We start from the raw sequence: 15,691 nt of genomic DNA on the forward strand, positions 1-15,691 counted from the left end.
GAACCATGAGCAAGATCCTGATCCGTGGTGCGAAGGTGCTCGGCGGGGAGCCGCAGGACGTCCTGATCGACGGCGAGACGATCACGGAGGTCGGCACCGGCCTGCCGGCCGACGGCGCCGAGGTCGTCGAGGCCGACGGCAAGGTGCTGCTGCCGGGCCTGGTCGACCTGCACACCCATCTGCGCGAGCCCGGCCGCGAGGACTCCGAGACCGTTCTGACCGGCACCCGCGCGGCGGCGAGCGGCGGCTACACCGCCGTGTTCGCCATGGCCAACACCTTCCCGGTCGCCGACACCGCCGGCGTGGTCGAGCAGGTCTGGCGGCTCGGCGCGGAGCACGGCTACTGCGACGTACGGCCGATCGGCGCCGTCACCGTCGGCCTGGAGGGCAGCAAGCTCGCCGAACTGGGCGCCATGCACGAGTCCGCGGCCGGCGTCACCGTCTTCTCCGACGACGGCAAGTGCGTCCACGACGCCGTGATCATGCGCCGCGCCCTGGAGTACGTGAAGGCCTTCGACGGGGTCGTCGCCCAGCACGCGCAGGAACCGCGGCTGACCGAGGGCGCCGAGATGAACGAGGGCGTCGTCTCCGCCGAACTGGGGCTCGGCGGCTGGCCGGCCGTCGCCGAGGAGTCGATCATCGCCCGCGACGTGCTGCTCGCCGAGCACGTCGGCTCCCGCGTCCACATCTGCCACCTGTCCACGGCCGGCAGCGTCGAGATCGTCCGCTGGGCCAAGTCCCGCGGCATCCGCGTCACCGCCGAGGTCACCCCGCACCACCTGCTGCTCACCGACGAACTGGTGCGCACCTACAACCCGGTCTACAAGGTCAACCCACCGCTGCGCACCGAGCGGGACGTCATGGCGCTGCGCGAGGCGCTCGCCGACGGCACGATCGACATCGTCGCCACCGACCACGCCCCGCACCCGCACGAGGACAAGGACTGCGAGTGGGCCGCCGCCGCCATGGGCATGGTCGGCCTGGAGACCGCGCTGTCGGTGGTCCAGGAGACCATGGTCGACACGGGCCTGCTGACCTGGGCCGACGTCGCCGACCGCATGTCCTTCGCGCCCGCGCGGATCGGACGGGCCACCGGCCACGGCCGTCCCGTCTCGGCAGGTGAGCCCGCCAACCTCACTCTCGTCGACACGGCATACCGTGGCTCCGTGGACCCCGCGGGCTTCGCCTCGCGCAGCCGCAACACCCCGTACGAGGGCCGCGAGCTGCCGGGCCGTGTCACGCACACCTGGCTCCGGGGCAAAGCCACGCTCGTCGACGGGAAGCTCACGTGACACCTGTAATCCTGCTGGCCGCCGAGAAGGAATCGGCGGAAGTGACCGACTGGGCCGCCCGCATCGGCTGGGTCGTCGGACTCGCCCTGTTCGTCGCGCTCGTCTACTGGCTGATGCGCGAGGGCTGGAAGTGGCGCGGCACCCTCCAGGGCGACCTGCCCGAGCTGCACAGCGCGCCGGACGACCCCGGCCCGGTGAGACTGACCCTGAGCGGCCGCTACCACGGCTCCACCACCGCCGGCCAGTGGCTGGACCGCATCGTGGCCCGCGGTCTGGGCACCCGCAGCCGGGCCGAGCTCACGCTGACGGACGCCGGACTGGACGTCGTACGCCCCGGGGCGAACGACTTCTTCGTCCCGGTGGACGCCCTGCGCGAGGCACGGCTCGACAAGGGCATCGCCGGCAAGGTCCTCACCGAGGGCGGACTGCTGGTGGTCACCTGGGCGCACGGCGAGCGGCTGATCGACTCCGGCTTCCGCTCCGACCACGCGGCCGAGCACAACGAGTGGGTCGAGACCCTCAACCAAATGATCAACAAGACGGAAGGCGCACGATGACAACCTCCACCAGGGGAGCCACCAGGGTTCCCGCCGTTCTCGTCCTGGAGGACGGCCGGATCTTCCGCGGCCGTGCCTACGGGGCGGTGGGGGAGACCTTCGGCGAAGCGGTGTTCTCCACCGGCATGACCGGCTACCAGGAGACCCTCACCGACCCGTCGTACCACCGCCAGGTCGTGGTGATGACCGCCCCGCACGTCGGCAACACCGGCGTCAACGACGAGGACGCCGAGTCGAAGCGGATCTGGGTCTCCGGCTACGTCGTGCGCGACCCCGCGCGCGTGCCGTCCAACTGGCGCTCCCGGCGCTCCCTGGACGACGAACTCGCCGCGCAGGGCGTCGTCGGCATCAGCGGCATCGACACCCGCGCGCTCACCCGCCACCTGCGCGAGCGCGGCGCCATGCGCGTCGGCATCTTCAGCGGCGACGCCGTGCGCGACGACGCGGCACTGCTCGCCCGCGTCAAGGAGACGCCCGAGATGAAGGGCGCCGACCTGTCCGCCGAGGTCGCCACCACCGAGCCGTACGTCGTCCCCGCGATCGGCGAGAAGAAGTTCACCGTCGCCGCGGTCGACCTCGGCATCAAGGGCATGACCCCGCAGCGCATGGCCGAGCGCGGCATCGAGGTCCACGTGCTGCCCGCCACCGCCACCGTGGACGACGTCTACGCCGTCGCCCCCGACGGCGTGTTCTTCTCCAACGGGCCCGGCGACCCCGCCACCGCCGACCACCCCGTCTCCGTGATGCGGGGCGTGCTGGAGCGCGGCACCCCGCTGTTCGGCATCTGCTTCGGCAACCAGATCCTCGGCCGCGCCCTCGGCTTCGGCACCTTCAAGCTGAAGTACGGCCACCGGGGCATCAACCAGCCCGTGCAGGACCGTACGACCGGCAAGGTCGAGGTCACCGCGCACAACCACGGCTTCGCCGTCGACGCCCCCCTCGACAAGGTCTCCGACACCCCGTTCGGCCGTGCCGAGGTGTCCCACGTCTGCCTGAACGACAACGTGGTGGAGGGCCTCCAGCTGCTCGACCGGCCGGCCTTCAGCGTCCAGTACCACCCCGAAGCGGCAGCGGGCCCGCACGACGCCGCCTACCTGTTCGACCGCTTCGTTTCCCTGATGGAGGGCCAGCGTGCCTAAGCGCACCGATATCCAGTCCGTCCTGGTCATCGGCTCCGGCCCGATCGTCATCGGCCAGGCCGCCGAGTTCGACTACTCCGGCACCCAGGCGTGCCGCGTCCTCAAGTCCGAGGGCCTGCGGGTCGTCCTGGTGAACTCCAACCCGGCGACGATCATGACCGACCCGGAGATCGCCGACGCCACCTACGTCGAGCCGATCACCCCCGAGTTCGTCGAGAAGATCATCGCCAAGGAGCGGCCCGACGCGCTGCTGCCCACCCTGGGCGGCCAGACGGCCCTCAACACGGCGATCTCCCTGCACGAGAACGGCGTCCTGGAGAAGTACGGCGTCGAGCTGATCGGCGCCAACGTCCAGGCGATCCACAAGGGCGAGGACCGCGACCTGTTCAAGGAGGTCGTGGAGGAGGTCCGCAGGAAGATCGGCCACGGCGAGTCCGCCCGCTCCTACATCTGCCACTCCATGGACGACGTCCTCAAGGGCGTCGAGGAACTCGGCGGCTACCCCGTCGTCGTGCGTCCCTCCTTCACCATGGGCGGCGCCGGCTCCGGCTTCGCGCACGACGAGGAGGAGCTGCGCCGCATCGCCGGCCAGGGCCTCACCCTCTCGCCGACCACCGAGGTGCTCCTGGAGGAGTCCATCCTCGGCTGGAAGGAGTACGAGCTGGAGCTGATGCGCGACAAGCACGACAACGTCGTGGTCGTCTGCTCCATCGAGAACTTCGACCCCATGGGCGTCCACACCGGCGACTCGATCACCGTCGCGCCCGCGATGACGCTCACCGACCGCGAGTACCAGGTGCTGCGCGACGTCGGCATCGCCATCATCCGCGAGGTCGGCGTCGACACCGGCGGCTGCAACATCCAGTTCGCGGTGAACCCCGAGGACGGCCGGGTCATCGTCATCGAGATGAACCCGCGCGTGTCGCGTTCCTCCGCGCTCGCCTCCAAGGCGACCGGCTTCCCGATCGCCAAGATCGCCGCGAAGCTCGCCGTCGGCTACACCCTGGACGAGATCCCCAACGACATCACGCAGGAGACCCCGGCCTCCTTCGAGCCGACGCTCGACTACGTGGTCGTCAAGGCCCCGCGCTTCGCCTTCGAGAAGTTCCCGAGCGCCGACTCCACCCTCACCACCACCATGAAGTCGGTCGGCGAGGCCATGGCCATCGGCCGCAACTTCACCGAGGCGTTCCAGAAGGCGCTGCGCTCGCTGGAGAAGAAGGGCAGCCAGTTCACCTTCGTCGGCGAGCCCGGCGACAAGCGGGAGCTGCTGGAGGCGTCCGTCCGCCCGACCGACGGCCGCGTCAACACGGTCATGCAGGCCATCCGGGCGGGCGCCACCCCCGAGGAGATCTTCGCGTACACGAAGATCGACCCCTGGTTCGTCGACCAGCTCTTCCTCATCAAGGAGATCGCCGACGAGCTGTCCGAGGCCCCCGAGCTGACCACCGACCTGCTCGCCGAGGCCAAGCGGCACGGCTTCTCCGACCAGCAGATCGCCGAGATCCGGGGCCTGCGCGAGGACGTCGTCCGCGAGGTCCGGCACGCGCTCGGCATCCGCCCGGTCTACAAGACGGTCGACACCTGCGCCGCCGAGTTCGCCGCGAAGACCCCGTACTTCTACTCCTCCTACGACGAGGAGAGCGAGGTCGCGCCGCGCACCAAGCCGGCCGTCATCATCCTCGGCTCCGGCCCCAACCGCATCGGCCAGGGCATCGAGTTCGACTACTCCTGCGTCCACGCCTCCTTCGCGCTGAGCGACGCCGGGTACGAGACCGTGATGGTCAACTGCAACCCGGAGACCGTCTCCACCGACTACGACACCTCCGACCGGCTCTACTTCGAGCCGCTCACCCTGGAGGACGTCCTGGAGATCGTCCACGCCGAGCAGCAGGCCGGACCGGTCGCCGGCGTCGTCGTGCAGCTCGGCGGCCAGACCCCGCTGGGCCTGTCGCAGGCGCTCAAGGACAACGGCGTGCCGATCGTCGGCACCTCCCCGGAGGCCATCCACGCCGCCGAGGACCGCGGCGCCTTCGGGCAGGTCCTCAAGGAGGCCGGCCTGCCGGCCCCCAAGCACGGCACCGCCACCACCTTCGCCGAGGCCAAGGCCATCGCCGACGAGATCGGCTACCCGGTCCTCGTCCGCCCGTCCTACGTGCTCGGCGGACGCGGCATGGAGATCGTCTACGACGAGACCCGGCTGGAGTCCTACATCGCCGAGTCCACCGAGATCAGCCCCTCCCGGCCGGTCCTGGTCGACCGCTTCCTCGACGACGCCATCGAGATCGACGTCGACGCGCTCTACGACGGCGAGGAGCTGTACCTCGGCGGCGTCATGGAGCACATCGAGGAGGCCGGCATCCACTCCGGCGACTCCGCGTGCGCCCTGCCCCCGATCACGCTCGGCGGCTTCGACATCAAGCGGCTGCGCGCCTCCACCGAGGCCATCGCGCGCGGTGTCGGCGTGCGCGGCCTGATCAACATCCAGTTCGCGCTGGCCGGGGACATCCTCTACGTCCTGGAGGCCAACCCGCGCGCCTCACGCACCGTCCCCTTCACCTCGAAGGCGACCGCGGTGCCGCTGGCCAAGGCCGCCGCCCGCATCTCGCTCGGCGCGACCGTCGCCGAGCTGCGCGCCGAGGGCCTGCTCCCGGCGACCGGCGACGGCGGCGAGCTGCCGCTGGACGCGCCGATCTCCGTCAAGGAGGCCGTGATGCCGTGGTCGCGCTTCCGCGACATCCACGGCCGCGGCGTCGACACCGTCCTCGGCCCGGAGATGCGCTCCACCGGCGAGGTCATGGGCATCGACTCCGTCTTCGGCACGGCGTACGCCAAGTCACAGGCCGGCGCCTACGGGCCGCTGCCCACCAAGGGCCGCGCCTTCATCTCGGTCGCCAACCGCGACAAGCGCTCGATGATCTTCCCGGCGCGCGAGCTGGTGGCCCACGGCTTCGAGCTGCTGGCCACCTCCGGCACGGCCGAGGTCCTCAAGCGCAACGGCATCAACGCCACCGTCGTGCGCAAGCAGTCCGAGGGCACCGGACCGAACGGCGAGAAGACCGTCGTCCAGCTCATCCACGACGGCGAGGTCGACCTCATCGTCAACACCCCGTACGGCACCGGCGGCCGCCTCGACGGCTACGACATCCGTACGGCCGCCGTGGCCCGGTCCGTGCCGTGCCTGACGACGGTCCAGGCGCTCGCCGCCGCCGTCCAGGGCATCGACGCGCTGCACCGGGGGGACGTGGGCGTCCGCTCGCTCCAGGAACACGCGCAACACCTGACCGCGGCCCGCGACTAGCACCCCGAGGGGGACACCGGAAACGGTGTCCCCCTCTTCATGAGGACACCATGTACAAGATTCTCTTCACCCTGCTCTTCCGCCGGATGGACCCCGAGCAGGCGCACCACCTCGCCTTCCGCTGGATCCGTCTGCTCGCGCGCGTGCCCGTGCTGCGCACCCTCGCCGCCGCCGTGCTCGCCCCCCGCCACGAGGAGCTGCGCACCGAGGCCCTCGGGCTGCGCCTGCACAGCCCCTTCGGCCTGGCCGCCGGCTTCGACAAGAACGCCGTCGGCATCGACGGCCTGGCGATGCTCGGCTTCGACCACGTCGAGATCGGCACCGTCACCGGCGAGCCGCAGCCCGGCAACCCCAAGCAGCGGCTGTTCCGCCTGGTCGCGGACCGCGCGCTGATCAACCGCATGGGCTTCAACAACGAGGGCTCGCTGGCCGTCGCCGCCCGCCTGGCCTCCCGCACGCCCGTGTTCAGGACCGTCGTCGGCGTCAACATCGGCAAGACCAAGGCCGTACCGGAGTCCGAGGCGGTCGCGGACTACGTGAAGTCCGCCGAGCGGCTGGCGCCGTACGCGGACTACCTGGTGGTCAACGTCTCCTCGCCGAACACCCCCGGACTGCGGAACCTCCAGGCCGTGGACCACCTGCGCCCGCTGCTCACCGCCGTCCGTGAGGCCGCCGACCGCGCGGTCACCGCCCGTCGGGTGCCGCTGCTGGTGAAGATCGCGCCCGACCTCGCCGACGAGGACGTCGACGCGGTCGCCGACCTGGCCGTGGAACTCGGCCTGGACGGCATCATCGCCACCAACACCACCATCGCGCGCGAGGGGCTCGGCCTGCGCTCCGGCCCCTCGTTGGTCGCGGAGACCGGCGGCCTGTCCGGCGCGCCCCTGAAGGCGCGCTCCCTGGAGGTCCTGCGCCGCCTCTACGCGCGCGTGGGCGACCGGATCACCCTGGTGGGCGTCGGCGGCATCGAGAACGCCGAGGACGCCTGGCAGCGCATCCTGGCCGGTGCCACGCTGGTCCAGGGCTACAGCGCGTTCATCTACGAGGGCCCCTTCTGGGGCCGCGCCCTGCACAAGGGGCTCGCCGCGCGGCTGCGCACCAGCCCCTACGCCACGCTCGCCGACGCGGTGGGCGCCGACGTGAGGACAACGGCATGAGTGGTCTGGAACCCTTCGGCGCGCGTCTGCGCCGCGCGATGGACGAGCGGGGCCCGCTGTGCGTGGGCATCGACCCGCACGCCTCCCTGCTCGCCGAGTGGGGCCTGAACGACGACGTGGCGGGCCTGGAGCGGTTCAGCCGCACCGTGGTGGAGGCGGTGGCCGACCGGGTCGCCGTGCTCAAGCCGCAGAGCGCCTTCTTCGAGCGCTTCGGCTCGCGCGGTGTCGCCGTCCTGGAGGACACCGTGCGCGAGGCGAGGGCGGCCGGGGCGCTGGTCGTCATGGACGCCAAGCGCGGCGACATCGGCTCCACCATGGCCGCCTACGCCGAGTCGTTCCTGCACAAGGACGCGCCGCTGTTCTCCGACGCGCTCACCGTCTCGCCGTACCTCGGCTACGGCTCGCTGAGCCCGGCCGTCGCACTGGCCCGGGAGTCCGGCACCGGGCTGTTCGTGCTGGCGCTGACGTCGAACCCGGAGGGCGGCGAGGTGCAGCACGCGGTCCGCGCCGACGGGCGGACCATCGGCGCCACCATGCTCGCGCACCTGGCCCTGGAGAACGCCGGCGAGGAGCCCCTGGGGTCCTTCGGCGCCGTGGTCGGCGCGACGCTCGGCGACCTGTCCTCCTACGACCTGGACATGGGCGGCCCGATCCTCGCGCCCGGCATCGGCGCGCAGGGCGCCACGGCGGCCGATCTGCCGGCCGTCTTCGGGCGCGCGGTGCGCAACGTGGTGCCGAACGTCAGCCGGGGAGTGTTGCGCCACGGTCCCGACGCGGTCGCTCTGCGTGACGCCGCGGAGCGGTTCGCGGAGGAGATCCGGGCCTCCATGACGGCGTCCTGAAGGGGCCGACGAGGGATTCCGTGGTCGCCGGACTCTGGATACATCCTCAAATCCGGGGCAGTATGTCTTAAATGTCCGGCCTGACGGAGGCTGACCAGGACTTTTCCGCTGTTCTCGCTGACTCCGGCGGAGTTGGCCGCTAGTCTCCGACGGAGAGTGAACGGGCAAGCGTGTTGCTCGTGGCTCCCCAGGTGTGGGGCGACTAGGTTCCTCACCGGTCCGTATCCGACAGTTCGACATCCGAGGTGACGTAGGCGTGGCTCTTCCGCCCCTTACCCCTGAACAGCGCGCAGCCGCGCTCGAAAAGGCCGCCGCGGCTCGCCGGGAGCGGGCCGAGGTCAAGAATCGACTCAAGCACTCCGGCGCCTCCCTGCACGAGGTCATCAAGCAGGGTCAGGAGAACGACGTCATCGGCAAGATGAAGGTCTCCGCCCTGCTCGAGTCGCTGCCGGGCGTGGGCAAGGTCCGCGCCAAGCAGATCATGGAGCGACTGGGCATCTCCGAGAGCCGCCGTGTGCGCGGTCTCGGTTCCAACCAGATCGCCTCCCTGGAGCGTGAGTTCGGCAGCACCGGCTCCTGAGTCCCGAGCACTGCGGGATTCCTGGAATAATCGCTGCATGAGTGAACGTCCGCGGCTGACCGTGCTCTCCGGCCCCTCCGGGGTCGGCAAGAGCACGGTCGTCGCCCATATGCGCAAGGAACACCCCGAGGTCTGGCTCTCGGTGTCGGCGACGACCCGCAAGCCCCGCCCGGGCGAGCAGCACGGTGTCCACTACTTCTTCGTCACCGACGACGAGATGGACAAGCTGATCGCCAACGGCGAGCTGCTGGAGTGGGCCGAATTCGCCGGCAACCGCTACGGCACGCCCCGCGCGGCGGTGCTCGAGCACCTGGAGGCGGGTGTGCCCGTGCTCCTGGAGATCGACCTCCAGGGCGCGCGGCAGGTCCGTGAGTCCATGGCCGAGGCCCAGCTGGTGTTCCTGGCCCCTCCCTCCTGGGAGGAGCTCGTGCGCAGGCTCACCGGCCGGGGCACGGAGTCGGCGGAGGTCATCGAGCGCCGTCTGGACGCCGCGAAGACCGAGCTGGCGGCCGAGCCCGAGTTCGACACCACCCTGGTCAACACCTCCGTCGAGGACGTGGCCCGCGAGCTGCTAGCCTTGATGAACGTCGTGTGATCGTGGGCAATCGTCCAACGATCATGCAGACTGCATCTTTCCCATCCATCGGAAGGTAGAGCGTGTCCTCTTCCATCTCCGCGCCCGAGGGCATCATCAACCCGCCGATCGACGAGCTCCTCGAGGCCACGGACTCGAAGTACAGCCTCGTGATCTACGCGGCCAAGCGGGCCCGCCAGATCAACGCGTACTACTCGCAGCTCGGTGAGGGTCTGCTCGAGTACGTCGGTCCCCTCGTCGACACCCATGTCCACGAGAAGCCGCTCTCGATCGCCCTGCGCGAGATCAACGCGGGACTGCTGACCTCCGAGGCCGTCGACGGCCCCGGTCAGTAAGGCCCGGTCAGTAAGTCGTATCAGCGGCTTGCAGCTGACTTTTCCACAGGCCCGGCAGCACGTTGCCGGGCCTGTGGTGTCTGATGGGGGTGGTCGCAGATTTCCGAGGTCCGGGGAGAGACGGTGGACAAGCCGAAGGTCGTACTGGGGGTCAGCGGTGGCATCGCCGCGTACAAGGCCTGTGAGCTGCTCCGGCGGCTGACGGAGTCGGGGCACGACGTGCGGGTCGTCCCCACCGCCTCCGCGCTGCACTTCGTCGGGGCCGCCACCTGGTCCGCGCTCTCCGGCCACCCCGTCTCCACCGACGTCTGGGACGACGTCCACGAGGTGCCGCACGTGCGGATCGGGCAGCACGCCGACCTGGTGGTGGTCGCCCCCGCCACCGCGGACATGCTCGCCAAGGCCGCCCACGGCCTGGCCGACGACCTCCTCACCAACACCCTGCTCACCGCCCGCTGTCCCGTGGTCTTCGCGCCGGCCATGCACACCGAGATGTGGGAGCACCCGGCCACCCAGGAGAACGTGGCGACGCTGCGCGCCCGCGGCGCCGTCGTCATCGAACCGGCCGTCGGCCGCCTCACCGGCGTCGACACCGGCAAGGGCCGGCTGCCCGACCCCGGCGAGATCTTCGAGGTCTGCCGCCGGGTGCTGGCCCGCGGCGTCACCGAGCCCGACCTCCGGGGCCGGCACGTCGTCGTCAGCGCCGGAGGCACCCGCGAGCCCCTCGACCCGGTCCGCTTCCTCGGCAACCGCTCGTCCGGCAAGCAGGGGTACGCCCTCGCCCGCACCGCCGCCGCCCGCGGCGCCCGGGTCACCCTGATCGCGGCCAACACCGCGCTGCCCGACCCCGCCGGGGTGGACATCGTCCGCGTGGGCACCGCCGTGGAACTGCGCGAAGCCGTCCTCGGCGCCGCCGCCGACGCGGACGCGGTCGTCATGGCCGCGGCCGTCGCCGACTTCCGCCCGGCGGTCTACGCGACCGGGAAGATAAAGAAGAAGGACGGCCAGGAGCCCGAGCCCGTCACCCTGGTGCGCAATCCGGACGTCCTCGCCGAGATCTCCGGCGACCGGGCGCGCGCCGGACAGGTGATCGTCGGCTTCGCCGCCGAGACCGACGACGTGCTCGCCAACGGCCGCGCCAAACTGAAGCGCAAGGGCTGCGACCTGCTGGTGGTGAACGAGGTGGGGGAGCGCAGGACCTTCGGCTCCGAGGAGAACGAGGCCGTGGTGCTGGGCGCCGACGGCAGCGAGACCCCCGTCGCCCACGGGCCGAAGGAAGCCCTGGCCGAAACCGTGTGGGACCTGGTGGCCGAGCGCCTCGGATGAGTGATCCGCTCTCCGTCCGGTCCGCCGAATCCTGGCCCGTGAGGGCGTGGCGCCTCTGGTCAAGCTCGCCCGGCATGGGCAGAATGCCCGTGCCGCAGGTCACAGAGCTCTCGCGAGGCGAGACAGGGGACCCCACGGCGAAGCACGACCGATAAACTGTTTCACGGACGGCGTCGGGTGCAGCCCCCGCCGTTCGCCAATGATCAGCCAGCAGCCGCTGCAACCCCAGGGAGCATTGTGTCCCGTCGTCTGTTCACCTCGGAGTCCGTGACCGAGGGTCACCCCGACAAGATCGCTGACCAGATCAGCGACACCATCCTCGACGCCCTGCTCCGCGAGGACCCGACCTCCCGGGTCGCCGTCGAGACTCTGATCACCACCGGCCTGGTGCACGTGGCCGGCGAGGTCACCACCAAGACCTACGCGGACATCGCGACGCTGGTGCGCAACAAGATCCTCGAGATCGGCTACGACTCCTCGAAGAAGGGCTTCGACGGCGCCTCCTGCGGCGTCTCGGTGTCCATCGGCGCGCAGTCCCCGGACATCGCGCAGGGTGTCGACGCAGCGTACGAGGCCCGCGTCGAGGGCGACGAGGACGAACTGGACCGACAGGGCGCCGGCGACCAGGGCCTGATGTTCGGCTACGCGACGGACGAGACGCCGACGCTGATGCCGCTGCCGGTCTTCCTCGCGCACCGCCTGTCCAAGCGCCTGTCCGACGTGCGCAAGAACGGCACCATCCCCTACCTGCGCCCGGACGGCAAGACCCAGGTCACCATCGAGTACGACGGCGACAAGGCGGTCCGTCTGGACACGGTGGTCGTCTCCTCCCAGCACGCCTCCGACATCGACCTGGAGTCGCTGCTCGCCCCCGACATCCGCGAGTTCGTCGTGGAGCCGGAGCTGAAGGCTCTCCTGGACGAGGGCATCAAGCTCGACACCGAGAACTACCGCCTGCTGGTGAACCCCACCGGCCGCTTCGAGATCGGCGGCCCGATGGGCGACGCCGGCCTCACCGGCCGCAAGATCATCATCGACACCTACGGCGGCATGGCCCGTCACGGCGGCGGCGCCTTCTCCGGCAAGGACCCCTCCAAGGTCGACCGCAGCGCCGCCTACGCGATGCGCTGGGTCGCCAAGAACGTCGTCGCCGCGGGCCTCGCCACCCGCTGCGAGGTGCAGGTGGCGTACGCGATCGGCAAGGCCGAGCCGGTCGGTCTCTTCGTGGAGACCTTCGGCACCGCCAAGATCGAGACCGAGCGGATCGAGAAGGCCATCGACGAGGTCTTCGACCTGCGTCCGGCCGCGATCATCCGCGACCTCGACCTGCTGCGCCCGATCTACGCCCAGACCGCCGCCTACGGCCACTTCGGCCGCGAGCTGCCGGACTTCACCTGGGAGCGCACCGACCGCGTCGACGCGCTGCGCGAGGCGGCGGGCCTGTAGGCCCGGCCCCGCTCCGTCCCGAGGCCCGGCTCCCTCGCGGGGGCCGGGCCTCGGCGCGTCCGGAACCGCCCCCACCGGGCAGAGCCCGGCGCCGCTGTCGGTGGCGTTTGGTAAGAATGCAAGCGTGAGCAGCGAGAACGGACGGCAGGACGGCGGCGCGGAGGGTGCGCCGCCCGAGCAGCTCGCGCTCATCCGGGAGAGCGTGCGCAAGGCCAAGGCCCCCCGCGCCAAACCCCGGACCTGGCGGGGTGCCGCCCTGGCCCGGGACCTGCCCGTCGCCCGGGTCCTCGTCGACAAGGGCGTGCTCCATCTCGACCGCTACTTCGACTACGCCGTGCCCGAGGAGCTGGACGCCGACGCCCAGCCGGGCGTGCGGGTGCGGGTGCGGTTCGGGGCCGGGCGGCACCGGGTGCGCGACGGGCGGCGCGAGGGCGGCGGACTGATCGGCGGATTCCTCGTCGAGCGGCTCGCCGAGTCCGACTACTCGGGGCCCCTGGCGGCGCTGGCCCAGGTCGTCTCGCCCGAGCGGGTGCTCAGCGAGGAGCTCCTGGGGCTCGCCAGGGCAGTCGCCGACCGGTACGCCGGCAGCCTCGCCGACGTGCTCCAGCTCGCCGTACCGCCGCGCAACGCCCGCGCCGAGCAACGGCCCTCGCCGGCCCCGCTGCCGCCGCCCCCGGCGCCCGCCCCCGGCTCCTGGGAGCGGTACGAGCAGGGGCCGGCGTTCCTCGAGTCCCTGGCCACGGGAGGCGCCCCACGGGCCGTGTGGAACGCGCTGCCCGGACCCGGGTGGAGCGAGGAGATCGCCCGGGCCGTCGCGGCGACCCTGGCCTCCGGGCGCGGCGCGCTGGTCGTCCTGCCGGACGGACGGGCCGTGGCCCGCGTCGACGCCGCGCTCACCGAACTGCTGGGCCAGGGGCGGCACGCGGTGCTCACCGCCGACGCCGGACCGGAGAAGCGGTACGCGCAGTGGCTGGCCGTGCGGCGGGGATCCGTACGGGCGGTCGTCGGGACGCGGGCGGCGATGTTCGCCCCGGTGCGGGACCTCGGACTGGTCGCCGTGTGGGACGACGGCGACGACAGCCACAGCGAGCAGCACGCCCCGCAGCCGCACGCCCGTGAGGTGCTGCTGCTGAGGGCGGCACAGGACAGGTGCGGCTTCCTGCTGGGCAGCTGGAGCTGCACGGTGGAGGCCGCCCAGCTGGTGGAGACCGGCTGGGCCCGACCGCTGGTCGCCGGGCGGGAGCGGGTGCGGGCCGCCGCACCGATGGTGCGGACCGTCGGGGACGGGGACCTCGCGCGTGACGAGGCCGCCCGTGCCGCGCGGCTGCCGACGCTCGCCTGGCAGGCCGTCAGGGAGGGGCTGCGGCACGGGCCGGTGCTCGTCCAGGTGCCGCGCCGGGGATACGTGCCCCGGATGGCGTGCGCCACCTGCCGTGCGCCGGCGCGGTGCCGGCACTGCTCCGGGCCGCTGGAGGCGCGGGATTCCGGCGATCTGCGGTGCGGCTGGTGCGGGCGCGGGGAGAGCGACTGGCACTGCGGCGAGTGCGGCGGGTTCCGGCTGCGGGCGCAGGTGGTGGGGGCCCGGCGCACCGCCGAGGAGCTGGGCCGGGCGTTCCCCGCGGTTCCGGTGCGCACCTCGGGGCGCGAGCACGTGCTGGACACGGTGCCGGGGGCGCCCTCGCTGGTGGTGAGCACACCGGGGGCGGAGCCGGTGGCCGAGGGCGGCTACGCGGCGGCGCTGCTGCTGGACGGGTGGGCCATGCTGGGCCGCCCCGACCTGCGGGCGGGGGAGGACGCGTTGCGCCGCTGGATCGGCGCGGCGGCACTGGTCCGTCCGCAGTCGGCGGGCGGCACGGTGGTGGTGGTCGCCGAACCGACGCTGCGGCCGGTGCAGGCGCTGGTGCGCTGGGATCCGGTCGGGCACGCGGTGCGGGAACTGGCCGAGCGCGGCGAACTGGGCTTCCCGCCGGTGTCGAGGATGGCGTCGGTGTCGGGGCCGGGCGGGGCCGTGGCCGGGTTCCTGCGCGCGGTCGACCTGCCCGCGCAGGCGGAGGTGCTCGGTCCGATCCCTCTGCCGGTCACCCCGGTGGGCCGCCCGCGACGGCCGGGAGCACCGCCTCCGGGGGAGGAGTGGGAACGCGCCCTCGTCCGCGTCCCCCCGGGCACCGGCGCCGCCCTGGCGGGCGCGCTCAAGGCCGCGCAGGCGGCCCGGATGGCCAGGGGCGGGGACGAAACGGTGTGGGTGCGCATCGACCCGCCGGACATCGGCTGACGCGACGACGTTCGGACGGGCCGGGGAGGGCCCTCGAGTGTGCTGCCGGTTCGCGGCGACACCGGCGCGGGGCGCGGCGGTTCGGCCGGCCGAGCGGACCCGGCGGGACGAAGCCCCAGCGGGGCGTCCGCCGTCGGCCGGTGCGCGGAACGGCCCCGCCCTCCCGGGGCGGTGCGCCGGGAGGGCGGGGCCGTGGAGACGGTGGCTCAGCCGTTGCGAGGGGCCGGGAAGGCCGTGGGGCGTGGTTCGTCGCGCAGGGAGGGACTGCCGGCCGTGGGCTGGGTCGGCATGGAGCGGGCGGCGGGCACCGTCGGCACCGCGGAGACACCGGCGCCCACATTGACGGCGCGGGTGCCCGACGCGTCGGCGGTGCGCTCGGTCTCCCCGGCCGCCGCCTGCGCCGCGGCACGGCGGGCGCCGTAACGGCGGTGGACCGCCTGTTTGGTGACTCCGAGCGCGGAGCCCACCGCGTCCCACGAGAAGCCCAGTGAGCGGTCGAAGTCCACGGCGGCCGTGACCAGGGTCTCGACACTGTCCCGCAGCTCCTGGGCGAGACGGACCGTCGGGGCGGGGGCGCGTCCGTAGACGACGAAGCCCGTGGACGGGCCGGAGCGGCGCGGGCGGTAGACGTTGCCCAGCTGGGCGGTGAGCGTGCGCAGCGCGTCCACCTGCCGGCGGACCCGCTCGATGTCCCGCACCAGCAGGTGCAGGCTGGCCCGAGCCTGGGCGTCGTGGGTTGCGTGGTCGGCCATGAACAAGCCTCTCGAACCGGCGTTGAAAGGAATGAGCCCGCTCGGGGCCCGTGGTCAACTCTTTCTTGACCAACGCGGGAGCGCTCCGCGGGTCACG

Annotated in this window: 13 protein-coding genes; 12 read left to right on the top strand and 1 reads right to left on the bottom strand. The window is 72.1% G+C overall.

The features are described 5' to 3' along the window. The first annotated feature begins 5 nt into the window (after window positions 1-5). The 12 genes from FHX78_RS29205 to FHX78_RS29260 all read left to right on the top strand — a co-directional run bounded on the left by FHX78_RS29205 (window position 6) and on the right by FHX78_RS29260 (window position 14,842). Complete coding sequence (locus FHX78_RS29205; protein ID WP_145870380.1) at window positions 6-1,292, top strand: dihydroorotase; 1,287 nt, start codon at window positions 6-8, stop codon at window positions 1,290-1,292. After that, window positions 1,289-1,849 (top strand): PH-like domain-containing protein, encoded by a 561-nt coding sequence (locus FHX78_RS29210; protein ID WP_145870381.1) that lies wholly within the window; start codon window positions 1,289-1,291, stop codon window positions 1,847-1,849. Before FHX78_RS29205 ends, FHX78_RS29210 begins: the two co-directional genes overlap by 4 nt. Beyond that, window positions 1,846-2,988 (top strand): glutamine-hydrolyzing carbamoyl-phosphate synthase small subunit, encoded by a 1,143-nt coding sequence (gene carA / locus FHX78_RS29215; RefSeq protein WP_145870382.1) that lies wholly within the window; start codon window positions 1,846-1,848, stop codon window positions 2,986-2,988. Before FHX78_RS29210 ends, carA begins: the two co-directional genes overlap by 4 nt. Next, complete coding sequence (gene carB / locus FHX78_RS29220; RefSeq protein WP_145870383.1) at window positions 2,981-6,289, top strand: carbamoyl-phosphate synthase large subunit; 3,309 nt, start codon at window positions 2,981-2,983, stop codon at window positions 6,287-6,289. Before carA ends, carB begins: the two co-directional genes overlap by 8 nt. A gap of 50 nt (window positions 6,290-6,339) precedes the next feature. Further along, window positions 6,340-7,446 (top strand): quinone-dependent dihydroorotate dehydrogenase, encoded by a 1,107-nt coding sequence (locus FHX78_RS29225; RefSeq protein WP_145870384.1) that lies wholly within the window; start codon window positions 6,340-6,342, stop codon window positions 7,444-7,446. Next, complete coding sequence (pyrF, locus tag FHX78_RS29230; RefSeq protein WP_167531881.1) at window positions 7,443-8,288, top strand: orotidine-5'-phosphate decarboxylase; 846 nt, start codon at window positions 7,443-7,445, stop codon at window positions 8,286-8,288. Before FHX78_RS29225 ends, pyrF begins: the two co-directional genes overlap by 4 nt. Before the next feature lie 256 nt (window positions 8,289-8,544). After that, window positions 8,545-8,868, top strand: a complete 324-nt coding sequence (locus tag FHX78_RS29235; protein WP_003977346.1) for an integration host factor — start codon at window positions 8,545-8,547, stop codon at window positions 8,866-8,868. A 37-nt stretch (window positions 8,869-8,905) separates the two neighbouring features. Beyond that, entirely contained in the window at window positions 8,906-9,463 is a 558-nt protein-coding gene (gmk, locus tag FHX78_RS29240) for a guanylate kinase (RefSeq protein ID WP_145870385.1), read from the top strand. A gap of 62 nt (window positions 9,464-9,525) precedes the next feature. Continuing rightward, window positions 9,526-9,798, top strand: coding sequence for a DNA-directed RNA polymerase subunit omega (gene rpoZ, locus FHX78_RS29245; RefSeq protein WP_086728298.1), 273 nt, complete (start codon window positions 9,526-9,528; stop codon window positions 9,796-9,798). 123 nt (window positions 9,799-9,921) lie between these two features. Beyond that, window positions 9,922-11,124, top strand: a complete 1,203-nt coding sequence (gene coaBC / locus FHX78_RS29250; protein ID WP_145870386.1) for a bifunctional phosphopantothenoylcysteine decarboxylase/phosphopantothenate--cysteine ligase CoaBC — start codon at window positions 9,922-9,924, stop codon at window positions 11,122-11,124. 237 nt (window positions 11,125-11,361) lie between these two features. Next, on the top strand, window positions 11,362-12,570 hold the full coding sequence (gene metK / locus FHX78_RS29255) for a methionine adenosyltransferase (RefSeq protein WP_145870387.1): 1,209 nt from the start codon (window positions 11,362-11,364) through the stop codon (window positions 12,568-12,570). A 124-nt stretch (window positions 12,571-12,694) separates the two neighbouring features. Beyond that, window positions 12,695-14,842, top strand: a complete 2,148-nt coding sequence (locus FHX78_RS29260) for a primosomal protein N' (protein ID WP_145870388.1) — start codon at window positions 12,695-12,697, stop codon at window positions 14,840-14,842. Window positions 14,843-15,048: 206 nt separating this feature from the next. Here the strand turns inward: FHX78_RS29260 and FHX78_RS29265 are convergent, their stop codons facing one another. Beyond that, window positions 15,049-15,594 (bottom strand): hypothetical protein, encoded by a 546-nt coding sequence (locus tag FHX78_RS29265; RefSeq protein WP_145870389.1) that lies wholly within the window; start codon window positions 15,592-15,594, stop codon window positions 15,049-15,051. Window positions 15,595-15,691: the final 97 nt, after the last annotated feature.

Source organism: Streptomyces capillispiralis (genome assembly GCF_007829875.1).
Taxonomy (GTDB): domain Bacteria; phylum Actinomycetota; class Actinomycetes; order Streptomycetales; family Streptomycetaceae; genus Streptomyces; species Streptomyces capillispiralis.